Origin of the sequence: Stieleria tagensis, from assembly GCF_024129865.1 — a bacterium.
In the GTDB taxonomy this organism is placed as follows: domain Bacteria; phylum Planctomycetota; class Planctomycetia; order Pirellulales; family Pirellulaceae; genus Stieleria; species Stieleria tagensis.
Genome location: NZ_JAMYFE010000065.1, coordinates 14,681 through 37,197, shown reverse-complemented (window position 1 = coordinate 37,197; position 22,517 = coordinate 14,681). Strand labels below are relative to the sequence as shown.

Sequence of the window (22,517 nt, the reverse complement as noted above, 5' to 3'; positions counted from 1 at the left end):
GCGGGAGAGTACAGAGATCGAAGCGGCAATTTGCTGAGTCATTTGAGGTGAAGTGACTGTTTAGCGCAACTTCAAAACTCACGCTTCGGGTTACCGTAAAAACGCTGGCTTCAAAACTCACGCGTCGGGTTGCGATCGAAACTCCGCTTTGAATTGCCTTCCTGCCCCCTCGTCAGGACCGTAACTGGCTGGCTCATTGCGGGCCCAGATTGTGAAATCTGATGGGGGACTGGGGAGTTTTAGGGTTGGGAAAGAAATTCGTCTCAGTAAACTCCCGGACCAGTGAACACATGACGAGTTCTTTTGCACTTCAGCTGCGTTGCTTGTGTAAGTGATTTCCAGAACGCAACCAAAAACTGAGAGACGATGCGAAATTTAAAACTGACTCTGATTTGTCTTGGTGGATTGATCGCTGCATGTCAGCAAGCCAGCGCTGGCACGGTCTACCACCAAGGTTTTGAGACGAACTCCAACGGTTGGTTTGACAGTTCCAATGGCTGGTACGGTGAACTCACCCGCGTTGACGCGTCGGGTGGCGGTATAGCTGCCAGCCAAGGCAACTTTTACGCAAAGGTGCTGCAGGACTCTTCTTCGGCACCCTATTCCAATTTCGCTGGCAGCAATGACGGTATGGGTTGGACAGGAGGTAACACTGTCTCGCTGGATATCTATTTGGACACCGAAATGGCGCTGGGTGAGGGGTTCGATTACTCGGTTGCACTGAGCAAGGCCCCACCGAGTGCTCCACCAAACGACCATCTTCGAGATTTTATCTTCCATGTGACCAAAGACACTGACACAGGCAAGCTGCTGGTTGGCGGTAGCAACAATACCAACTATGATCCGCGCGAAGATTTGGAGACGCTGCACAATTACGAAGTTAAGACATCTGGTTGGTACACGTTCGAGCATCAGTTCCGTGACGACGGCGGCGTCTTGTTCACCGACTTGAACCTCCGCGATAGTTCCGGGAACTTACTGTTTACAGAGACCCGCGGTGGCTCGGTAGCCGGCGGTGGACTGGATCTGATTTCCGACGTCGGTGACGTGCGCTATTCATGGTTGACGAACATTGATGTCGCGGGCGGAATTGCGATCGACAATCATCTATTGACCTCCGCTGTTCCCGAGCCAACATCGCTGGCCATCTTTGCGATCGGAATCGCCGGGGTCGGATTCAATCGTCGCCGTCGCGCCTAGCGATTGCAATGCGGTGTTTCAGAATCTGCCGACGCAGATTCTGAGCCTCGCTGAGGGGTTTCGAAGTTGTGCATTTGTGTGGGGCATTGGTTATTGGTAACCCGAAGCGTCAGCGAGGGATCCCGTCAACACCCTGAATCCCTCGCTCACGCTTCGGGTTACCATAAAAACGCACCTTCCAAACGACTTCGTCGGCGTGAAATCGAACACCACTCCCACGATTGAGCTGGCAGAATGTTTCGGCACAAACATTGCATACCACTATGGGGTATATTGCAGCGCTGCCGGATTGTCAGCTTAGTCGCTAAGGAGAAATTGAATGGCCACGTCGTCGGAAACAGCGATCGATCCCGTTTGTGGAATGACGGTCGATCCCGCCACGGCGGGGCACCATGAACACGCCGGCAAAGACTATTTCTTTTGCAGCGCCGGTTGTCAGCAGAAATTTGCTGCCGATCCGCAAGGCGTTCTAGCGGCGCGAGCGGAAAAGGAGGCTGCGAAAGCGGCCCAAGCCAACCCAGCGTCAGGCGGCGGTTGCTGCCACGGCGGTGGATCGAGCACGCGATCGGCGCCGCAATTGACATCCAAGCCTGCGACGGATGACTCGGCTGTTTACACCTGTCCAATGCACCCGGAGATTGAACAGGTCGGCCCTGGTGATTGCCCAATCTGCGGCATGGACCTGGAGCCCAAGTTTGTCGATGTGTCGGCGTCCGCTGACGATCAGCAATACCTGGATATGAAGCGCCGGTTTTGGGTCGGTGTCGGGTTGTCGCTGCCATTGATGGTGATCGCGATGGGGCCGATGATTGGGCTGAATCTAGGGGAATGGATTTCAGAGCGCGCGTCGGCTTGGTTGCAACTCGTACTGGCGACCCCGGTGGTTTTCTGGTGCGGCTGGCCGCTGCTGGTGCGTGGCATCAAATCGTTCCGCACGATGAACTTGAACATGTTCTCGCTGATCGCCGTCGGTTCCTTGGCGGCCTACTTCTTCAGTTTGTTGGTCGTGCTATTTCCCGCGATGATCCCCGACGCATTTCTCGACAGCGGTGCGCCGCCGTTGTATTTCGAAGCATCCGCAGTGATCATCACGCTCGTTTTGCTGGGACAAGTCTTGGAATTGCGGGCACGCCAACAGACCGGCGGCGCGATTCGTGAACTGATGCAATTGGCACCGCAGACGGCGCTCCGGATTGGGGACGATGGAGAGCAAGAAATCCCACTCGATCAAGTGCGTGAAGGGGACCAGTTGCGCGTGCGGCCTGGCGAAAAAGTACCGGTTGATGGTTTGGTGATCAGCGGGTCCAGCCGAGTCGACGAATCGATGTTGACCGGCGAACCGGATCCGATGAAAAAATCCGAGGGTGATTCCGTGACCGGCGGCACGATGAATCAAAGTGGTGCATTGGTGATTGAAGCGACCGGTGTCGGCAACGACACAGTGCTCAGCCGGATCGTGCAAATGGTTTCCGATGCACAGCGCAGCCGGGCCCCGATTCAAAAGCTGGTCGACGTGGTTGCTCGCTATTTCGTTCCCGCTGTGATTGCCTGTGCGATCGTCGCCTTCATCGGCTGGGCGGTGTGGGGCCCACAGCCGCGACTGGCGCACGCGTTTGTCGCGGCGGTTGCCGTGTTGATCATTGCTTGCCCCTGCGCACTTGGTCTGGCGACTCCGATGTCGGTGATGGTGGGCGTCGGACGTGGAGCCAAAGCCGGTGTGTTGATCAAGAACGCCGAAGTGTTGGAGGTGATGGAGAAAGTGGACACCGTGGTCGTCGACAAGACGGGGACGTTGACCGCAGGCCGACCGGAGGTCACGGCGATCACGACGTTTGGTCAGTGGGAACAGTCCGATGCACTGCGGATCGCTGCGGCGGTGGAGAATCAAAGCGAACACCCATTGGCTGGGGCCGTGGTTCGGCGCGCCAAAGCCGACGAAATCGAGATCAGCGACGCCACCGATTTTGACAGTCTGTCGGGCGTTGGCGTGACGGCAACGGTTGACGGACGGACCGTTTTCATCGGCAGCAAGAAACTGCTGGAACAACAGGGTGTCACAATCGAACAAAATGCGATCGACGCCGCCAGCAAGCACCAGGATGAAGGCGCGACGGTGATCTTTGTTGCAATCGAAGGCAAGCTGGCTGCGACGATGGCGATCGCCGATCCGATCAAATCGAGCACCGCAGCGGCGCTCGAGACTCTACACTCGCTGGGGTTAAAAGTCGTAATGCTGACCGGTGACGCCGAGCCAACAGCCCGCGCCGTCGCCAAGAAACTTGGGATCGATGAATTTCATGCCGGCGTTTCACCGGAAGACAAACAGAAATTCGTCAAACAGCTCCAATCCGATGGTAAACGTGTCGCGATGGCCGGCGATGGAATCAACGATGCGCCAGCGTTGGCAGCGGCCGACGTGGGGATCGCGATGGGCACCGGTACCGGAGTCGCGATCGAGTCGGCTGGAGTGACGTTGGTCGGTGGCGATCTGCGAGGCGTTGCTGCGGCGGCCAAACTGAGTCGTAAAACGATGGCCAACATTCGCCAAAATCTGTTCTTTGCGTTTATCTACAACGCACTGGGAATTCCCGTCGCCGCCGGGCTGTTGTATCCATTGTTCGGTGTGCTGCTAAGTCCGATGATCGCCGCGGCAGCGATGAGTGTTTCGAGCGTCTCGGTGATCGCCAATGCGCTGCGTTTGCGCGCCGCAGACCTGGACTAGCGCTAGCAGATTGACTGACGGTGTGTGCCCGTAGCTGGATGCGTCGGGATTCAGACCGACTGAACCCTGGCGGGATCAGCTACGGGGCGGGTTGTTTTGCTGATCGATCGATGACGCTTGCTAGCGGGCGACGACGATGCGATTGTCGATCTGCAACCCGATTGCGTAGGGTCGTACGGTTTCTTGCGCCAACTGTTTCAAATAGAAACTTGACACCTGGCCGTGCAATGTGATTTGTCCGTCCGTCAATTCAATTTCGATGCTGCGAAACTCGCTGCAACTGTGCTTGCACAACGCGTCTTGAAAAATGGCTTCTTTGGCATCGTCCCGAAACGCTTCACCGCGAGGTTCACAGTGGGAGGCTGACGTTAGCGTTGGTGACGACTCGCTGGGGCGGCGTTGAGCGGACGATGCCTGTGATTCGGTCAAAGATTGTGACCGCTGAGTCGGCAAGTGTTTTAATTCGGCAAAATACATCATTCGATCCGTCCTTGGCGCGGCGACCGGCCATATCGGTAGAGTGTTTGCGAAGGAAAGCAGTCGGCGTCATGTTGCAAGTCGCGTGGTGATCTTTCAGTCTAGCGATGCTGCGTAAACTGAAGCAAACAAATTTTCACAGAGTTGCTTTACCGTGCTGTACGCAATGCCAGTCATTGGTGGGACGACAGATTGGCTCAGACGCTTTGCAAAAGGCAGCCAAAAACGCGGTATTGGGTAACTTTCCTCGTTCAGGATTCGTGCACATCACCAATCGGCTAACGGTCCAGTGCTACCATCGGTCGCATACTTGTATTGGGCGTTACAGAAGGTGTCGGTCATGCCGGCCAAGTATTCGCCGACGACCGACTCGATCGGATTGCCGTCGACACGCCGGCGGAAGCGGAGCGGCAATCGCGACGGATCGCGCCGCAGCACTTCGAACATGTCCTGCAAGCGATGATAGGCAGCACGGCGGACGGGGATTAAACGCGGGTGGCGGTAGACGGCTTCAAACAGAAATGCCTCGAGTTCGCCGCGTTCACGCCGTAGTTGGTCACTGTGCTCCAATCGCAAACCGGCATCGCGAAGATCCGTCGCCGAATGGCCTTGGAAACCGACCAGTCGTTCGGTTGCTTCGGCCAGGAAATCGGAGACTTGCAAATCGATCAATTCGTGAACTAACAGCTGGCGTTCCTGGCGAATCAGATCGGGACCATGTTTCTGCCGCACCAGTTCCATCGCGCGTCTGACGATTGCCAATTCCATCAGCTCGCCCATCGACAGCAAACCCATTTGCAGCGCGTCGTCGACGTCGTGAGCGTCATAGGCCATCGAGTCGGCTGCGTCGACCAACTGGACTTCCAACAACGGTGATCGCCCCACAGCGGCTTCCGCTTTGTGGGCGCGGATGTCCTGGCCGGCCAATATTTCCAGGGAAAGATTCAGCCCCGAAAATTTTGCGTAACGCTGTTCTAACTGTTCGACAATGACCAGCGCAAACCCGTTATGCGAAAACCCACCGACCGATTGCATGCACTCGCTGAGAGCGTCTTCGCCACAGTGGCCAAAGGGCGGATGCCCGATGTCGTGCACCAGGGCAAGCGCTTCGGTTAGATCTTCGTTCAGTTTCAACACGCGTGCCAGCGTCCGCGCGACCGAGGCGACTTCGAAGGTGTGAGTCAGCCGGGTTCGATGGTACGTCCCCATCTCGCCAGTGAAGACTTGCATTTTTCCAGAGAGTCGGCGGAAGGCGCTACTGTGCAAGACACGATCGCGATCGCGCGCGAACGGCCCACGATAGCTGTGGCCGGTTTCGGCGAACTTTCTGCCTGCGGTGTCGCGGCTGTGCATCGCATAGCTGGCGAGAATCAAGTGTTCTCGGTCGTCGTATCGCCGCGTATCCAGCATGGGGGTGTCAATTATTTCCACTGCGATGGAAAACGTTCAAACGAAAGGGCAACGTGTGGATCCGGAAATTCAAGTTGTAATCATCGTAATGATGATCCGGCTTCAAGCCCACACCAATGTGGCTGCAATGGGGCGACAGGATGGTACCATAGAGAGTATTGGATCTTTTTTGACCGCCGTCGCGAGATTGTTCGCTTGGAATTTCAACCGTTTTCCGTCGTTTGCGTTACCTGCGGCAGTCGGCTGCGCGTTGGTCGGCCCGATTTGGTGGGGAACATCGTGACCTGTCCCAAGTGTCAGGCGATGGTCCAACTGACACCACCAACTGCGGCGAACGATCCGGATCACACCGACCCACAAACCGCGGTGCAGCATCCCGCGCCGCCCACTCGCCCGGCACCGGTTGCGGTCGGTGGCAAACAGGTCGACAGCAACGCACTCACCGAAGACTCCATTAGCAGTCCCGCGCTGCCTGATCTGAAATCCGACACCGCTGCTAACGACAACGGGTTTACCAATCCGCCACCGGTCTTTGGTGAAGAAATTCCAGAGGCGTCCGATCCGAATGCCGCCGGAGCGACCGCCGGACCACTTGATTGGCACAACCAAAAAAGCGCCAAGACGCGTCGCGTCGCAATGCTGGTGGCGGTCGGCTTGGCGAGTTTGATTTCTGCGTTGGTGATGTTCACAGTCATTCGCCGCAACTGGTCCGGTTCAACACCGGTCACAGCGTCGACGGGTCCGGCCGACGTCAACGCAGATTCAAACGATGCCGGTGATTCTCCAGCGGCACCTTCCCAAAACGCAGAGGCTGAGACACCGCCGTCGACAGCAACCACCGAACCGGGACCAACTGACACGGCGTCGACCGAGTCAACTGAACCAGCCACCGAGAACCCAGAGCCACCCTCCGAAACATCATCCGAACCCTCTACCGCCCAGGAACCATCCGAGCAGATGACGGAGCCGATCGATCCGGCGATAGCGCCTCCAGCGGATTTGCTTCCTACCAACCCGCTGTTGCCGCAGAGTCCGCTGGACGGGTTGCTGCCGATCGGCAATTCACCCTTGGATCCTGCCACGGGTGATGCGCCGGATGCGCCAACCATGAAGGCGTTGCCGGACGACTTGAAAAAGTTGCTTCTCGGTTTGGATTTCGACCGCCCGCAATTGGATGCAACTCAACCGGCACCGCCAACGATTGATGAGATCCAACTTGATCGCGCTGCGGATGTCGTTGTCAATCCGGACGTCATGGTCCAGCGCCCCGACCCGATCAATATGCGTCAGGCGTTGGGGTTGTCGTTGGCGCTCAACGCGACATCGCCCGACGGTTATCCCCTGAATGATCTGTTACTGGTGCTCAGCCAGGTCAGCGGCGTGCCGATCGAAGTCGAATGGGTGTCGTTTGAGTTGGTGGGTTCACCGATCGAGCAAAACGTCATTCCGCCACGCGGTCCCGAGGGTTGGCTGACGGTCGAGGAATTGTTGACCGGGATCTGCGAGTCCGCCGGTGCGACGTTTGAAACCAACGAGCGTTCGATCACGGTTCGACCTTTGGAAGAACGATTTGAAAACGCAATCAACCAGATTCTCGATTTCAGTGACTTGCCCAGTGACTCCGATTCAGCCGTGGCCACCGCACGGGCACTCTTGGGACAGACCGAGGGCGACGTCAGCAAAGTTTCCGTTCCTGCCGAATCCGGACCACAGCAATTGGCGGCCTTGGTTTGCGAGGCGATTCGTCGCGCCCGTGGCGTCGAGGGCAGGGTGGCCGACCGGGCACTGCTGCGATGGGCAGGGCGCTATCAAGACCTGATCGACAGTTGGCCTCGATTGCAGGGAGGTAAATCCGGTGCACCACATGTCCAGCGAACCACCTTTGTCTCACTGGTCCGTCAAATAGCGCGTTTAAATCAAGCGACTTGTTACATCAATTGGCAAGACGCGTTTGTCCAGGGTGTCAGTGCGACCGACAAGATGATGCCGCATACCGGTCCAGACGTGACTGCGGCCGCCGTGATGGACCAACTACTCACCCCCAGCGGCTTGCATGTCCGAGCGGTCGATCGAGACCATTGGTGGATCGGCTCCGACGCCTCGTTCGATCGCTTCCCGGTTGTGGTTTGGTTCGACGGTGCGGGCGATCCGCAACGGACGCAAGCTGTGATCGAGCAGATGTTAGCGGGCACTTCTGACCAGACAATTTCAATCGGCGCGGTAGCGATTGAACCGGTCAGCAATCGATGCATCGCCGTGCTGCCTCGGTATCTGTTGCGACAATTGCCGCGTCTGTTGCCAGAAACCAATGGAACAGCGCTGACCTCACCCTGATCAAATCGATGTGGTACCAGCAATTGCTCCGAACATTCGAGCCTGGGTGGCGGAAAAAACCATTTGCTAGTCATTTCAATACCAACAGGACAATTCAACTGCCGAGATCTAAATTCAACGCCCTGATCGTGCGTTTTGAAGGTGCGCTTTCGCGTGGGGCATTTGTTTTTGATAACCCGAAGTGTCAGCGAGGGATCCTGATAATCCCCTAAATCCCTCGCTGACGCGTCGGGCTACCATGAAAGCGTTGGCTTCAAAACCCACGCGTTGGGTTGTGATGAAGAACGCAGCTTCAACGCACCATGCGACGTCCGACCGCCAGACTTCCCCCCTTTCGATGAAACCGTGATGAAGAACTCAACTCTAATGACACTGCTGGTGGTTGGCTGTCTTTGTCTGGTCGTGTTGTCGATCAATCGAGGTGTGATACCCGGTGGCTTGATGGGAGAACCGGCGTCGATCGAGGATTTGGATCAGCGATTGTTCAAAGCGGACGGAAGCTTTGATCTGCCCGACGGATTGGTGTTGATGAAATTCGGTGCGACCTGGTGTCCGCCCTGTCGCAAGATCGACCACGAATTTCAAACTCTCAAACGCTGGAACGTTCCGATGGAGATTCAAAAGGTCGACGTCGACCAGGATCCCGAACTGGCCGCGCAGTATCAGGTCAACAGCATCCCGCGATTGATTCTGTTTCAAGATGGTCGCAAGGTTGCCGATGCAGTCGGCTTTCAATCGGCAAAACAATTGACCGAATGGTTGCACGATGCCACGTCACCGCCACTGACAGGCGGTTGAGGGTGTCGGAAGCGCCGCTACCAGCACGAATGGGCTAGCCGGTGGGCTTGATCCAGGCGGTCATTGCACTGATAACTCTTGATGAACTTTCGTCAAGCACTCGTTTCGGTGGAATGGTGGGATGCCAGACTTCTTTCAACATGAACTGATCACGACGATCCATGATCTACAAACTGGTAAACTGGATCAGTTAGAAGAGATGTTGCGTGCGGCGACGACGGATACCAAAATCGGATTGGTGCTGCCGGTGACCGCGTCGGACATGCGTGCCGAACCGTTTGAGAGGATCGTCGCGGAACTGGTTCACGCCGACTACATCGATACGATCGTGGTCACACTCGGTGTCGCGCCCCACGAGGCGGACTATTTGGAAACCTGTCGCAAGACGGCTCCGTTGGGCGATCGTTGCAAGGTGCTGTGGACCGACGGCCCCAAAGTCCAAACGCTGTATTCGGAGTTGATCGGAGCGGGGATCCCGGTATCGACCCCTGGCAAAGGCCGCAGTGTGTGGACGGCGTTCGGGTACTTGCTGGCCGACCCCAGCATCGATGTGTTCGTGTTGCACGATTGTGATATCGTCGATTACGACCGTTTCTTGTTGGCCAGACTGTGTTTGCCGATGGTCGATCCGGCGCTGGATTTTGAGTTCTGCAAAGCTTATTACGCCCGCGTCACCGACCGCATGCACGGGCGCGTGGTTCGGCTCTTGGTTGTTCCGTTGCTACGGGCACTGTTGCAAATTTTTCCCTCCAGCCGGTTCCTGCAATTCCTGGCCAATTTTCGCTACCCGTTGTCAGGCGAGTTTTCCTTGACGCGCAATCTGGCGCGGTCCAATCGAATTCCCAGTGATTGGGGATTGGAGGTTGGCACGCTGGCCGAGGTCTTTCGCAATACGTCTCTGAAACGGGTCTGCCAGGCGGATTTGTGCCGGTTGTATGAACACAAACATCAATCGGCATCGCTGAACAACAAACAAGCCGGGCTGATGAAAATGGCAATCGATATTTTGACGACGGTCTATCGAACCCTGGCCAGCCAAGGTGTCATTTTGGGCGAGGACACCTTCATCACGTTACGTGGTCTGTACCTGCGGACCGCACAAGATTGTATCCGCCAATACGCCGCCGACGCCCGCGTCAACGGCTTGCAGTACGACCGGCACTTCGAAGAAACCATGGTGGATGCGTTTGCCAGCTGCATCACGACATCGGCTGAAATTTTTCGCGGCGACCCCAACGGTGCAGAAGCGATCCCGAATTGGACCCGCGTTCGTGCCGCTTTTCCGGATTTTGTCGATCGACTACGCGACGCGACCTGAATCAAGCCCCGATTCGAACCAGTAGAGATCGAATCGAGTGGACACTGCTGATTCAGCGTGAAAAATAGTATGCTGTATCGGCCTCCGCGGTCGTCGCTGTTTTTGCCGCCTGCTTCCAACCATCGAATCTGTCAGTCATCCATGCCGATCCAAATCAAATGCCAGTGTGGGAAAGCCCTCGCGGTCAAAGACCAGTTTGCCGGCAAGGCGGTCAAATGTCCGGCATGTGGAGCGGGAATCCGCGTCCCAGCGGCCGGCGGTGGCGCCGCCCCCACGGCACCCGCAGCGCAGCCAGTCGGTGCCGCGGCAACCGGCAACCCGATGAACGATTTGTTCGACGAAGAGGGGTTCGGCAGCAACATTGCTGCGGTCTGTCCCTCCTGCGGCAAAGAGATGTCAGCCGAGGCGGTGCTGTGTACCAAGTGTGGATTCAATAAAGCCACGGGCGAAACCGTCCGCGGTCACCTGACGCCGGGCGTCGATATTTCCACCGGTACCTTGGCGTTGGAAAAAGCCGCCGACGACATGCGTCGCGCCGACAAGATGCAAAAGGACATGACCGACAATGCCGGTATGCCGTGGTGGATGCTGGGATTGATTTTGTTCGTGTTGGGCAGTGCCACCGCGTTGGCGGTGATGGCGGTGATGGCCGCCAAACGCACCACCGGCGAAAGCAATTTCAATGCCATGCAACTGTTCCTGCAGCTCTCCGGCACCGCTTGTGCGCTTGTCGCGGTGGGTGCCTATTTCCGGTTGGTACTCGAAGGCTTTCGTGAGTCACGCAACACCGGACTATTGTGCATGACCGTGCTGTACCTGTTCGTGTTTGTCTTTCAGAAACCCCGCAGCCGAATCGGTGCTTTCTTGGTGATGGTGATATTGGGCGGCATAGCCGGTGCTCTGCTTGCGCGCAGCCAACAGGTGTAGCGATTGAAAGTCCTGATCACTGGAGCCTGTGGCTTTGTCGGCAGTTTAATTGCGCGGCGATTGAAAGAGTCGATCGACGGCGTCCAAATCGTCGGCATCGACAACCTATGCCGCGACGGCAGCCAAATCAATCGCGCAGCGATGGGCCAATTGTGCCAGCCGTTGATCCATGCCGACTTGCGCGCGGCGTCCGACTTTGAAACACTTCCGGATGTCGATTGGGTCGTCGACTGTGCCGCGCTGCCCAGCGTGCTAGCAGGAACCAGTGGCTATGGATCTTCACGGCAACTGGTCGAACACAATCTGGGCGGTACGTTGAATCTGTTGGAGTATTGCCGGCGAACCAAGGCGGGACTGATTCTTTTAAGCACCAGTCGTGTCTATTCGATCGATCCATTGTCCCGATTGCCGTTGGTCGAAGGTGATCGGCGTTTCGATTTGGCAAACGACAAAGCGTTGCCCACCGGTATTAGCGACGCGGGCATTGCCGAGTCGTTTTCGACCACGCCACCGGTGTCACTCTATGGCGCCACCAAATTGGCATCGGAAACGATGGCGATCGAATATGGAAACGCCTTTGAATTCCCGGTCCGAATCAATCGCTGTGGAGTCCTGGCCGGAGCCGGCCAATTCGGTCGTGCGGATCAAGGCATCTTCAGTTTTTGGATTCATTCCCACCGGGCCAAACAAGCGCTGCGCTACATCGGTAGTCGCGGCACTGGATTTCAGGTTCGCGACTGTCTGCATCCAGACGATCTGGCCAGCCTGGTTCGACGCCAGATGATCGCCGGGATCGATCGTGACAAACCAATCGTTGCCAATGTCAGTGGCGGGGTGGAATCATCGATGTCTCTGTTGCAGTTAACGCAGTGGTGTGATGCAAGATTCGGCAGCCACCCGGTCGTTAGCAGCACCGACGAGCGGCCGTTCGACCTGCCCTGGATAGTGTTGGACAGTTCGCTTGTGCGGTCGGCGTGGGATTGGAAACCGCAGCGCACGACGGAGCAGGTGCTGGATGAAATTGCGGAGTTCGCCCATGAAAACCCGAGCTGGCTGGAGCTGTCCTCGTGATTTCCAGGCGATTGAAATGGTTGCCCGTCATCGGTTTGGGATTGCCGATGATGCTGTTTCTATTGCTACGGTTGCCCACGTTGATTCATCAGCCGGGAATGCAGGACGAGCAATGGTTTGCGGTTCCGGGTCTGACGGTTTGGCAAGAGGGGATTCCGCGGATCCCTTACCTGCCCACTCGTAATCGTGACACTCTGTTTGAAAACGCCGATGTCTGTTTGATGGCGTTGCCGCCGGGGCTGTTTTACGTTCAGGCCCCCTTTTATGCGATCTTTCCGCCTGGCTATGCCACCGCACGCATTCCATTGTTCCTCGCCGCACTGACGACCATTGCGATCGTGTTTTGGGTCGTCAAGCGATTGCACGGCAGTGATTTTGCGGCCGCTGCTGCGGCGACTCTCGTTGCCTTATCGCGACCGTTAATGTTCACGGGACTGACAACGCGGCCGGATTTGTTATGCATGGTTGCCGGCTGGTTGGCGATCGTAGCGGCCTGGGAAATGATGCGACGACAGGGTTCCAACCGCTTGGCAGTGGTCAGTGGATCGCTATCGGGTTTGGCAGGGCTGTTCCATCCGTTTGCGTTGGTGTTTGCCATACAGGGCGGGCTGGCCATGCTGTTGTGTGGCGGATCACTGATCGAAAAATTGAAACGGGCGGTGCTGTTCGTGGCTGGCAATGCTGCTGTGATCGGGTTCTGGATCCCGCTGATCGTGGCGTATCCCGATGAGTTTCGCAGCCAGTTTTTTGCCAACGTGCTCGATCGTGCCGGCCCGGGTCTGCCGGCACGCCTGATTTGGCCGTTCCCATCATTGTTGCACCATGCCGAATTGTTGTGGCAGTTTGCTGGGCCGCTGCAATGCGGTTTGATGGCCGGCGGATTGCTTCTGGGAAGTGCATTGTTTTGGCGCTGTCGATCACTGCAGCGCGCTGAAAAAATGGGAATGATCGCGTTGGCGTGGTCCAGCGTTTATTTGACTGCGACCGTGGCGGGAATGCACCCGACGAAGGGGTATTGGGTGTATCCGTTTATTTGGGTGGTTGCCTTGACCATCGTCGGAATCGAGGATCGGATTAAACGATTGCATTGGGGGTTCCGGCAATACGGCGTTGATCGCGTCAGGATAGCGGTTGCAATCACGACGTTTGCGCTGGCGTTGTTGGCGATGTTGCCGGGGGCAGGTTTACGCACGACCTGGATCTATTTGGCACATTGGAAACAGCCGGATGTTTATGCACCGGCTTTCATCCATCAAGTCCTAAAGGCATTGCCCAACGAGGGTGTATTCTATGCGGATTTGTCATACGTGTTTGACGTCTATCTAAGTGGGCGCGAGACTCGATTGTGCCAGGAACGCGAGCACTATTGGGGCGCTGGGAAGATCGACTATTCGTATTTGGTTTTGTCTTGGGAAGGTGCCGATGCAAATTGGGCAGAACAATACGATGGCAAATTTGTCCGTCGGGTCGGCGATCGATCGATCCCTCAACATTGCTTTGTCGATCTTTACCGACCGGCCGACGAACGGTTGCTGGATCAAACGCCCGGTTCAGCGGGACTGGAATAGCGAACAATGAATTCTGAATTACCGACACCGCAACATCGACCGCAGTTGTCGATCGTGATCCCGGCGTACAACGAGCAAGAGAACATCGGTCCTTGTTTGGATGAACTGATGACGATGCTGGTCGACCAGTCGGGGATCGATACCGAAGTGATCGTGGTCAATGACAACAGCAGTGACCAAACCGAATCGGTCGTGCTGTCGCGAAAGGCACGCTGGCCAACGATTCGCCTGGTGCGCCGTCAACCGCCGGGCGGATTCGGTCGAGCGATCAGATCCGGGTTGCAGTTTGTGCGTGGAGAAGTGGTGGTGATCTACATGGCGGATCGATCGGATCATCCGATTGACGCCAAACGCTATTTTGAAGCGATCCACGAAGGCTACGATTGTGTGTTCGGATCGCGATTTATCCGTGGTAGCAGTGTCAAGCACTATCCGCGGGTCAAACTGTGGGTCAATCGCATCGTGAACAAAGCCATCCAGTGGATGTTTTGGACACGAATGAATGATTTGACCAATGCATTCAAAGCCTATCGCCGTGATGTGATTGAACACTGTGGTCCCTATCGCGCCTGTCACTTCAACATCACGTTGGAGATGTCATTGAGTGCGCTGATCAGTGGTTATCGGATCAAAGAGATTCCGATCCAATGGGAAGGCCGCACCTGGGGATCGAGCAATTTGCGGATGCGAGAGATGGGACGTCGCTATCTGTGTACCCTGATGATGCTGTTCTTCCAGCGGGTGCTGATGTCCGATGACGTGGTCGCCGAAGGCCAGCGGGAACTGGGCACGGCGATCGAAGTCGAATCAACGGCGGTCGTTCCGACGCCGCGACAATAACTTTCGTGCCGCTCTATTGGCGCGTTTTGAAGTTGCGTTTTTGCGTGAGGGGTTCGTTAAGGTTCCAGACCGGTGGCTGACGCCACCGGCAATTCCTGTGTCGGCCTCCGGCCTGTGGAGCCTTGATCTATCCACTCGCTCACGCCCGTGGATAGATCAAGGCCTGGGGCTGACGCCACCAGGCTATCGACTCCCGTCGCTCCGCGACTCAATCACCCGTGTTCCCCGCCGGCTCTCAATCGCGGAGCGATGTCATTCACTGGATTGTTTTCCTTGATGCAAACGTCAGTAATACTTTTGACGCCCCATCGCGAATCCGTTGTTGAATCCCAGATCTGGCGTCCCCGTGGGGTCGCCCAATGCGTGTATCATATTTTCTTTCACCGTTTCCTCTCCCCGCCCGCCAAATTCCGACCGCTGTCGGTCAACACATAGCGAGACACCCCAGATGCAACTATCCCACTGGTTCCGATTCTTGGCTGCCGTATGGTTGGCTGCCGTGGCGTGCGATGACACTGTCATTGCCCAATCGACGCCGACCCAATCAGCACCGCCAAACGTGGTGATTGTGATCACGGACGACCAGGGTTATGGCGATTTGTCCTGTCACGGGAATCCACGAATCAAGACACCCCAGTTGGACCGTTTGTATCGTGAATCGGTTCGGCTATCGGACTATCACGTCGCGCCGACCTGTTCACCGACACGATGTGCATTTTTGACCGGGCATTGGACCAATCGAACCGGCGTTTGGCACACGATCATGGGACGATCAATGTTGCGAGAAAACGAGGTCACGATGGGAGACGTGTTTTCCGCCGGCGGATACGCCACCGGGATGTTTGGCAAGTGGCATTTGGGTGACAACTATCCCTACCGCCCGGAAGACCGCGGGTTTAGCGAAGTCATGCGACATGGCGGCGGCGGAGTGGGACAGACACCCGATCACTGGGACAATGCCTACTTTGATGGTGCCTATTGGCACAACAGCCAACTGACACCGGTCGAAGGGTTTTGCACCGATGTGTTCTTTGACTATGGCAAACAGTTCATCCGCGATCAACATGCTGCTGGCCGACCGTTCTTGGCATACATCGCGACCAATGCGCCTCATGGTCCGATGCATTGTCCGCCCCAATACAGCGAACCCTATTCGGATCTAAAATCGAACCTGGCAAATTTCTATGGGATGATTGCCAACATCGACGAAAATGTCGGCGCGCTGCGAGATCTATTGGACGAACTTCAGATCACCGACAACACGATTTTCATTTACACCACTGACAATGGCACCTCGTCCGGCGACAAGTTGTTCAATGCCGGAATGCGTGGCAAAAAGGGCAGTCACTATGACGGCGGTCACCGCGTGCCTTTCTTTGTCCGTTGGCCGGCAGCCAAGCTGGGAGGCGGTCGCGATGTCGAGACAATCACAAGCTATGTCGATGTGTTGCCGACATTGATTTCGATGTGCCAGATTGAACCGCCCCAAGACGTTGTGTTTGATGGCGTCGATATTTCACCCCTGCTATTCGATCGCGCCAACGATTGGCCCGACCGGATTTTGGTTACCGATTCGCAGCGTGTCAAAGATCCGATCAAATGGAAAAGCTCGGCCGTGATGACGAATCGCTGGCGGCTATGCAACGGAAAGGAGCTGTTTGATATCGACGCCGATCCGGGGCAAGAACATGACGTCGCTGCATCGCACCCGGCCGTGGTGCAACGGCTGACGCAATTCTACGAAGATTGGTGGGCTGAATTGCTGCCGACCTTTGACCAATCAACCGCGATCCACCTGGGCGATCCGGCTGAGAACCCCAGTCGTCTAACCAGCCACGACTGGATCACCACCCGAATGACGCCTTGGAATCAAAGCCAAGTGCGGGCGGCAATGAACGGCGCCCCAAACACTGGATTCTGGAATGTCAAAATCACGGCCGCCGGGAAATACGAGATTCGCTTGCGGCGCTGGCCACTGGAAGTCGATCAGCCGATCGCAAGCGAATTGCCAGCGGGTGATCCCGTCCCCGGCGAACGCGCATTTCGGGAAACACCCGGCAAAGCCGTCCCCGCTGTACGGGCAACGTTGACGATCGGCGAATTGACCAAAACGGCCGAGGTGCCGGCGGGAGCCAAGGAGGTGGTGTTCCAGGTCGATTTGGATCCTGCGACGACGACGATGACCGGTCAATTTGAAACCGACAGCGGCGAGGTTTTCGGTTCCTATTTTGCCTATGTGGAAAAGAAGTAGACCGCCGAACGTCCTGGCAGCCTTGGTGGGTTGCCGTCATACTGATGCGATCGCTTTCCCCCTGCATGTTCCCACCTGGAGTTTTCAACGTGAGCTATTCACGATTTTTGATCGCCGGTCTATTCGGCATTGTTTCATCAACCACGCTCAGCTTGGTTTCAGCCCACGAAGGGCATGACCACGGCCACGCGCACTCACACGCCGCCCCCAGTACGGAAACACTTGTATTCATGGCATCGGAAAAAGAATCGGGTAACTCGTTTGTCGCCAACGGAAAGACGTATCGCTGGGAGCATCGCGCCGAACTGGGCAAACAATCCGAGGCGATGGTTGCGGCGGCCAAGGGTGGCTTGCACAACAATGCGGACCAGGATTTGACCACCAACGAAATTGTGACCGTGGTCAGCGGGCACGGCTTGGTGACACTCGATCCCAAACTGACGGCATGGACGTTGGTGGCCGACCAAGACGAAGCATTTGCCGGCGGGATGAATGCCCACGGCGCGGATTGCTTTGTGATGGATGGCAAACCCTACTGGGCGTTTGCATCGACCAATACCGGTGAAATCGTGGTTTCGGAGCGCGGCAAGATCGTCTCGCGATTGTCCACTCCCGCGGGAACCGAATTCAACAATCCGACTGTCAATCAGTACTTTGCCGACGGCGGAAAGTTCACGCCTTGTGACGTGGTCTATCTACCCCAAGCCAAGTCGTTGGTCGTTGTGATCGGATACACCCAAGGCGACTTTGCCCTGTCGGCACAGTATGTTGACGGCCAATGGCAATGGGGTGGCCCGGCCTGGGGCGGCAAAACCAATGCCGGTGGCCCGTTCAGCACTGCTCACGGAGTGCAAGTCATTTCGGTCGATGACAAAGAAGTGGTTGAAATTGCATCGCGTGGACACGCGCGCATCTATGGCTACACCGATACCGGATCTATGATTCGTATGCCCGGTGCCGACAAACAGTATTACATCGAACTGCCCGAACGTTCCAATCCGTGCAACCTGTCACACCACGGATCGCAACTGTTCCTGCCACTGTTGAACCCGCTGCCTGACACCAGTGGTGTCGCGCCGGTGCTGGTCGTGAAAGACGGCAAACCGGTCGGTCGCTTGGTCCCGGCGGAGTACAGCGGTTTGCAGTACATGCGTCACATGCACGGATTTTGTCCGGTCGAGCGTGACGGCAAATTGTTCGGAGTGGTGCTGTCGTGGCCAAACGGCGGTGAAAACCAAGCCGGCAAACGCAACGACGGCCAGATCGCCGTGTTCGAAGCGGTCGAAGTCCAATAGTTTTAGCTGATGGGCGATTGTCGTGGATCGCTGCGTCGATTCAATGCTTTGAATGGCTCAGCGGTCCGCGCGAATCGGACTGCGTCCGGCACTGGTGCTTGGCAACCTAAAGGTTGAACTCCAACGGTGCTTCGTCCCCCAATCGTTGCTAACTGCGCATCAAAAAATCGGCGGCCGGTGGGTCGCCGATTTTTCGCTTGGTTCGTGAGGTCGCGAGGCGAGCCTAGCGACGCGTCTTTTTGACCTTTGCTCCGCCTTGGCGGACTTTGAATTTAGGATTGCTTTTGCAAATCACGTAAACCCGCCCACGACGTTTAACAACTTGGCAGTCGGGGTGGCGATACTTGAGTGCGCCAATGCTGCTGACAACTTTCATCGGAAATTCTCACCGGGTGGCGCTCTGCAAGAGCGCTGTTAATCTGTTGATCCGCCCCAAGGCCTATCCTTGGATCCGGGCGATTTTGGTTCGCTGTTCGGGTCGCAGAGTATAGCGATCCCGTGCGCGTCTTCAACGCCAAACGGCTGTTCTGGACCGAATCATGACGTTTATTCAAACCTGCTACCCCATTTTCCCCAATATGACACGATTTGCGTACTTCGACTGCTTCAGCGGGATCAGCGGCGACATGACTTTGGCCGCCCTGATCGACTTGGGGGTCGAGACATCCGAGCTGCAGGAGGCGGTCCGCTCGCTGGGGTTGCCGAAGATTTCAATCACCTCTCAAGACGTCAAAAAGTCAGGGTTTCGGGCGGTTTCTGTTCAAATCGACCATCCACCGGAACATGCTCACCGGCACTTGCACCACATCACCGACATGATTGATGCGGCCGATCAGATCGATTCGGATGCCAAGGAACTTGCCAAACGGATTTTTGGGCATGTGGCCGTCGCCGAAGCCAAAGTGCATGGAACCAGCATTGAAAAAGTGCATTTTCACGAGGTCGGTGCGATTGATTCGATCGCTGACATTGTGGGGGCAGCGGTCGGCATCTGTCGTTTGGGGATTCGGTCTGCGTCCGCATCGCCGGTCCCGACCGGTTGCGGATCGATCAAAATTGCCCATGGCAACGTTGCTGTACCGGCGCCCGCCACCGCTGAGATTTTGCGAGGCATCCCGATCGCCCCAACCGCGATCGCCGCAGAGCTGACCACCCCAACGGGGGCAGCGATTTTGAAGGAGTTGTGCAGTGAATTTGGCCCCGTGCCGGCGATGACCATTGATCGAATCGGCTATGGCGCGGGGACGATGGATTTGCCCGAACAGGCCAATATGCTGCGAGTGTTGCTGGGGTCGCGGACCGGCGATTCAGCGGCAGCGGGGCATCAACACACCGATCACGACACGGTGGCGGTGCTGGAAACCAATCTAGACGATGCGACCGGCGAGCAATTGGCCGATTGCACGACACGACTGATGGAAGCCGGGGCGCTGGATGTCACCCAAACCCCCTGCATGATGAAGAAGGGGCGCAGCGGAGTGGTGCTGGCGGTGATGACGCGGCCGGAACAAATTGCCACGATGGAAGATTTGATTTTCCGGCACACACCGTCGATCGGTATCCGTCGCCATCTCGCCCATCGCGATACGCTGCGACGCGAGTCGATCGTCGTGCCGACTCGACTGGGGCCGATTGCCGCCAAAACCGTGCATCTGCCCGATGGACAGCAGCGAATGAAAATCGAAAACGACCAGGCACGAAAGCTGGCATCGGAGCACCAACTTTCGACCGCGGACGTTCAACGGATTGCCGACCGGGCGATGCCCGAGGGCTGACCGCCCGATTACATGATGCCGCCGTGGGTCCGGATCGGCGTCAGGTGGCTGGGCGAATCCAGGAACCAAAACCGCTCCCACTCGCCAACCAGCGATCGAAGGTCTTCCGACGTGTACAGCAACTGTTGCACACGACGTTCGGGTTGGGCCGAGTAGATCGGGACGAAGCAACCGACGCTGCTGCTGACACAAACGGCGAGCAACATGATTTGGAACAAGCGACGCATGAGACGTTCCTCCGTGAACGTTTTCTTCTGGATTCGCGATTGCTGTGACAAGCGTGTTAGTCCTCGTCCCAGCGGCCCGAAACTTTAGTGGAAGGTGTGGTGTGGTTGTTTGAATCAGGGAGAATGTCTTCGGCATCATCTGCAGTGGATTCCGATTTCGCATCGGTTTGCCCACTTAAATCCGCCTCTTGGACCCTCGCTTCCATGTACTTTCCAGGCTTGAAGGTCACCACGTGCTTTTCCGGCACAATGACCTCGTCACCTGTCCGCGGGTTGCGTGCCCTACGGGCGGCCCTCGGTTTGACTTCAAAGACCCCAAAGTTCCTTAGTTCAATCCGCCCCTCTCTGACGAGCGTGTCGATGATCGAATCAAAGGTCCGTTGGACAATCTTTTTGGTCTGCTGTTGTGTGAGGCCCACTTCGTCAGAAATCGTTCGCACGATGTCTTTCTTGGTCACTCCCGACTCCTGCTGGCTCGCCGCCTTTTGAGACGCTGCCGGTGCGGCAACGCCTGGGTTGGCGGTTGATGTAACCCATTGATAGCTTTCAACTTAAACGTCGAAGCATAGGTTCGCAGGAGTTGGTCGTCAAGCCAGCAGGGGCAACCGGGGTTGGCACTGCGAAACGGCACTGTAGACCTCTCACGTTGTTAGCAATCGGCATCCTCCATCGGACAACTTGAAACATTCCGCATAACCGGCAAAATTGTTTTAAAAGGTAGTCTGCAGAGGGATCGCTGGCTGCCCTACAGCACCCGCTGGGCAGGCGGCACAGGCAGGCGGACAAATCACAGTGGCGTCAGACAGCGGCGTCAGATTGGACGCTAAAAGAACACGGCCGCCCCTAAGGCCCAAGCCAGCGGCCCGCCGGCGATCAACGTCGTGGATCGCTCCGCCGATCCAACGTCTTGGGTTTCAGCGCGGCGCTATTGAGGACAGGGGCTTGGCAACCTAGAAGTTGAACTCCAACGGCGCCGGACAACTTGGCCTAGAGCCAGCTCTTGCGAGCCGAGCGAGTAAACCGCAACTCGGGGTTCCAAACCGGAACCGCGCGAAATGCAACTGCAATCGACTCCTTCAGCCACTTGCCGTGGGCTAGCGAAGGGAGCTGTACAGGCTTCGCTTGCTAGGTTTAGGAATCGCGATCGGCATCGGTTGGACGTCGAAGGGAATCATGGCGACGTGGTTTGCCGCGACCCCTTGGCGACCGGGGACTCGCGAGGAGCGCGACGCGTTGAGTGCACTGTATTGCTGCATCACACGGCGAATTTCAGGTTCGTACTCGAATCCACCGTCGGGTAGCTCGCGGCCGAGCGATTCAAAGCTGCCGATCGTGACCACCGATCGGTCGCGATCGTGGTACTGATACGCTTCTTCACCCTGCTTGCGCAGTGCACGCACCATTTTGTCTGCTTGCCGAGCAAATTGGTCCATGCGTTTCGCACTCGGTTCAAATTTGTCTTCGTTTTTGGCACCAATAATCGTCCCACAGGCACCAAAAGTGCGAACAACGACCGTAAACTTTCCATCGGCCTGGAGCAGGCTGTTGGATTTGTCTTCGTTAAGTTGCTGCACAAACGAATCGACTTCGGGCTGCTGAAAGAATGAATCGGGCAGCATCGGATTGCGTGTCACAAACGCGGCGGCGAGCGGATTGCGGCCGTGTCCCTTGCGTTCTTTGAACAACTGTTCGCCGAATGCCTTGATCATCGAGGCCGGCGTTTCGGTGTTGTATTCTGCAGCCACTTCCTTGGGATCGCGAAACACGTCCAAGTCGGCCGTTTTCAAACGCTCCAGGTCACGGTCGATATTGTTGTGGTTGACCGAGTCGTATTCGCCGACCAGCACAGCATAGGCTTGGTATTGATGCGGATTGGCATAGCGGGCGCTTCGGCCACTCGCTTTGTCGTGTCCGGCGGTGCCCGTGAAATCAAAATCTTCTTCGTAAATGAACGCTGGCAATCGCAATTTGCTGCGAATTTCAATCGCCGTCCGCTCGGCCCGTTGTTGGGCATCGGCACCGACAAAGGTAGTGGCCAACAGCAACCAAGGGCCGTCTTCCTCGCTCAAAACAAACGAATCGGCTTGGTCGATCGGCTTGGATTTACCAAATAACCGTAGCAAACTGGGGGGCGCGGCACTGCCGATCTGCGACGAACCGCCGGCCAAAACGGCTGCGGAGCAAATAGTGACGAACGTACGGCGAGAGGGGCGGAGCATCGGAGGATTTCCCACGGATCGAGTTGATAAACGTCAACGCAATCACAGGTAGCAAAATTGTCGAAGCAACCGAAAGAGAGTTTTT

The 22,517-nt window shown here is 56.6% G+C and carries 18 protein-coding genes; 12 read left to right on the top strand and 6 right to left on the bottom strand.

Going from position 1 to position 22,517, the window contains the following annotated elements:
- Positions 1-366 precede the first annotated feature (366 nt).
- Both NHH03_RS16065 and NHH03_RS16060 read left to right on the top strand, forming a co-directional pair.
- Positions 367-1,200 (top strand): PEP-CTERM sorting domain-containing protein, encoded by an 834-nt coding sequence (locus NHH03_RS16065; RefSeq protein WP_253157951.1) that lies wholly within the window; start codon positions 367-369, stop codon positions 1,198-1,200.
- A 319-nt stretch (positions 1,201-1,519) separates the two neighbouring features.
- Positions 1,520-3,922 carry a heavy metal translocating P-type ATPase gene (locus NHH03_RS16060; RefSeq protein WP_253157949.1) on the top strand — a complete coding sequence of 801 codons (2,403 nt, stop codon included), beginning with the start codon at positions 1,520-1,522 and terminating at the stop codon, positions 3,920-3,922.
- Positions 3,923-4,042: 120 nt separating this feature from the next.
- On the opposite strand, the gene NHH03_RS16055 is transcribed toward NHH03_RS16060, so the two are convergent.
- Positions 4,043-4,402: a BON domain-containing protein gene (locus NHH03_RS16055; RefSeq protein ID WP_253157947.1), complete on the bottom strand. Its 360-nt coding sequence runs from the start codon at positions 4,400-4,402 to the stop codon at positions 4,043-4,045.
- 264 nt (positions 4,403-4,666) lie between these two features.
- Positions 4,667-5,809 (bottom strand): dGTP triphosphohydrolase, encoded by a 1,143-nt coding sequence (gene dgt / locus NHH03_RS16050; RefSeq protein WP_253157945.1) that lies wholly within the window; start codon positions 5,807-5,809, stop codon positions 4,667-4,669.
- 279 nt (positions 5,810-6,088) lie between these two features.
- Between dgt and NHH03_RS16045 the strand changes: the two genes are divergently transcribed.
- The 9 genes from NHH03_RS16045 to NHH03_RS16005 all read left to right on the top strand — a co-directional run bounded on the left by NHH03_RS16045 (position 6,089) and on the right by NHH03_RS16005 (position 18,211).
- Positions 6,089-8,143: a hypothetical protein gene (locus NHH03_RS16045; RefSeq protein WP_253157943.1), complete on the top strand. Its 2,055-nt coding sequence runs from the start codon at positions 6,089-6,091 to the stop codon at positions 8,141-8,143.
- 348 nt (positions 8,144-8,491) lie between these two features.
- Positions 8,492-8,941 (top strand): thioredoxin family protein, encoded by a 450-nt coding sequence (locus tag NHH03_RS16040; RefSeq protein ID WP_253157941.1) that lies wholly within the window; start codon positions 8,492-8,494, stop codon positions 8,939-8,941.
- Positions 8,942-9,062: 121 nt separating this feature from the next.
- Positions 9,063-10,259, top strand: a complete 1,197-nt coding sequence (locus tag NHH03_RS16035; protein WP_253157939.1) for a glycosyl transferase — start codon at positions 9,063-9,065, stop codon at positions 10,257-10,259.
- 69 nt (positions 10,260-10,328) lie between these two features.
- On the top strand, positions 10,329-11,186 hold the full coding sequence (locus NHH03_RS16030) for a hypothetical protein (protein ID WP_253157938.1): 858 nt from the start codon (positions 10,329-10,331) through the stop codon (positions 11,184-11,186).
- A 3-nt stretch (positions 11,187-11,189) separates the two neighbouring features.
- Positions 11,190-12,257: an NAD-dependent epimerase/dehydratase family protein gene (locus NHH03_RS16025; protein ID WP_253157937.1), complete on the top strand. Its 1,068-nt coding sequence runs from the start codon at positions 11,190-11,192 to the stop codon at positions 12,255-12,257.
- Entirely contained in the window at positions 12,254-13,825 is a 1,572-nt protein-coding gene (locus NHH03_RS16020) for an ArnT family glycosyltransferase (protein ID WP_253157935.1), read from the top strand. Before NHH03_RS16025 ends, NHH03_RS16020 begins: the two co-directional genes overlap by 4 nt.
- 6 nt (positions 13,826-13,831) lie before the next feature.
- On the top strand, positions 13,832-14,665 hold the full coding sequence (locus tag NHH03_RS16015) for a glycosyltransferase family 2 protein (RefSeq protein WP_253157933.1): 834 nt from the start codon (positions 13,832-13,834) through the stop codon (positions 14,663-14,665).
- A gap of 448 nt (positions 14,666-15,113) precedes the next feature.
- The gene (locus tag NHH03_RS16010; RefSeq protein ID WP_253157932.1) at positions 15,114-16,916 is read left to right on the top strand and encodes an arylsulfatase; all 1,803 of its coding nucleotides are present in this window, start codon (positions 15,114-15,116) and stop codon (positions 16,914-16,916) included.
- An 89-nt stretch (positions 16,917-17,005) separates the two neighbouring features.
- Entirely contained in the window at positions 17,006-18,211 is a 1,206-nt protein-coding gene (locus NHH03_RS16005; protein WP_253157930.1) for a hypothetical protein, read from the top strand.
- Positions 18,212-18,434: 223 nt separating this feature from the next.
- Here NHH03_RS16005 and ykgO read toward each other — a convergent pair whose 3' ends face one another.
- Positions 18,435-18,587: a type B 50S ribosomal protein L36 gene (gene ykgO / locus NHH03_RS16000; RefSeq protein WP_094417406.1), complete on the bottom strand. Its 153-nt coding sequence runs from the start codon at positions 18,585-18,587 to the stop codon at positions 18,435-18,437.
- A gap of 202 nt (positions 18,588-18,789) precedes the next feature.
- On the opposite strand from ykgO, the gene larC reads away from it, so the two are divergent.
- Positions 18,790-19,986, top strand: coding sequence for a nickel pincer cofactor biosynthesis protein LarC (gene larC, locus NHH03_RS15995; RefSeq protein WP_390895574.1), 1,197 nt, complete (start codon positions 18,790-18,792; stop codon positions 19,984-19,986).
- Positions 19,987-19,994: 8 nt separating this feature from the next.
- Here the strand turns inward: larC and NHH03_RS15990 are convergent, their stop codons facing one another.
- The 3 genes from NHH03_RS15990 to NHH03_RS15980 form a co-directional block, all read right to left on the bottom strand.
- The gene (locus NHH03_RS15990) at positions 19,995-20,213 is read right to left on the bottom strand and encodes a hypothetical protein (RefSeq protein WP_253157926.1); all 219 of its coding nucleotides are present in this window, start codon (positions 20,211-20,213) and stop codon (positions 19,995-19,997) included.
- Between the two features lie 56 nt (positions 20,214-20,269).
- The gene (locus NHH03_RS15985) at positions 20,270-20,671 is read right to left on the bottom strand and encodes an HU family DNA-binding protein (protein WP_253157924.1); all 402 of its coding nucleotides are present in this window, start codon (positions 20,669-20,671) and stop codon (positions 20,270-20,272) included.
- Between the two features lie 636 nt (positions 20,672-21,307).
- Complete coding sequence (locus NHH03_RS15980) at positions 21,308-22,432, bottom strand: hypothetical protein (RefSeq protein WP_253157923.1); 1,125 nt, start codon at positions 22,430-22,432, stop codon at positions 21,308-21,310.
- Positions 22,433-22,517: the final 85 nt, after the last annotated feature.

What these genes read in the sequence shown, in the direction of transcription:
- NHH03_RS16065 (WP_253157951.1), top strand. Translation starts at nt 367, where the DNA reads ATGCGAAATTTAAAACTGACTCTGATTTGTCTTGGTGGATTGATCGCT.
- NHH03_RS16060 (WP_253157949.1), top strand. Translation starts at nt 1,520, where the DNA reads ATGGCCACGTCGTCGGAAACAGCGATCGATCCCGTTTGTGGAATGACG.
- NHH03_RS16055 (WP_253157947.1), bottom strand. Translation starts at nt 4,402, where the DNA reads ATGATGTATTTTGCCGAATTAAAACACTTGCCGACTCAGCGGTCACAA.
- dgt (WP_253157945.1), bottom strand. Translation starts at nt 5,809, where the DNA reads ATGCTGGATACGCGGCGATACGACGACCGAGAACACTTGATTCTCGCC.
- NHH03_RS16040 (WP_253157941.1), top strand. Translation starts at nt 8,492, where the DNA reads ATGAAGAACTCAACTCTAATGACACTGCTGGTGGTTGGCTGTCTTTGT.
- NHH03_RS16035 (WP_253157939.1), top strand. Translation starts at nt 9,063, where the DNA reads ATGCCAGACTTCTTTCAACATGAACTGATCACGACGATCCATGATCTA.
- NHH03_RS16030 (WP_253157938.1), top strand. Translation starts at nt 10,329, where the DNA reads ATGCTGTATCGGCCTCCGCGGTCGTCGCTGTTTTTGCCGCCTGCTTCC.
- NHH03_RS16015 (WP_253157933.1), top strand. Translation starts at nt 13,832, where the DNA reads ATGAATTCTGAATTACCGACACCGCAACATCGACCGCAGTTGTCGATC.
- NHH03_RS16010 (WP_253157932.1), top strand. Translation starts at nt 15,114, where the DNA reads ATGCAACTATCCCACTGGTTCCGATTCTTGGCTGCCGTATGGTTGGCT.
- ykgO (WP_094417406.1), bottom strand. Translation starts at nt 18,587, where the DNA reads ATGAAAGTTGTCAGCAGCATTGGCGCACTCAAGTATCGCCACCCCGAC.
- larC (WP_390895574.1), top strand. Translation starts at nt 18,790, where the DNA reads ATGACACGATTTGCGTACTTCGACTGCTTCAGCGGGATCAGCGGCGAC.
- NHH03_RS15990 (WP_253157926.1), bottom strand. Translation starts at nt 20,213, where the DNA reads ATGCGTCGCTTGTTCCAAATCATGTTGCTCGCCGTTTGTGTCAGCAGC.
- NHH03_RS15980 (WP_253157923.1), bottom strand. Translation starts at nt 22,432, where the DNA reads ATGCTCCGCCCCTCTCGCCGTACGTTCGTCACTATTTGCTCCGCAGCC.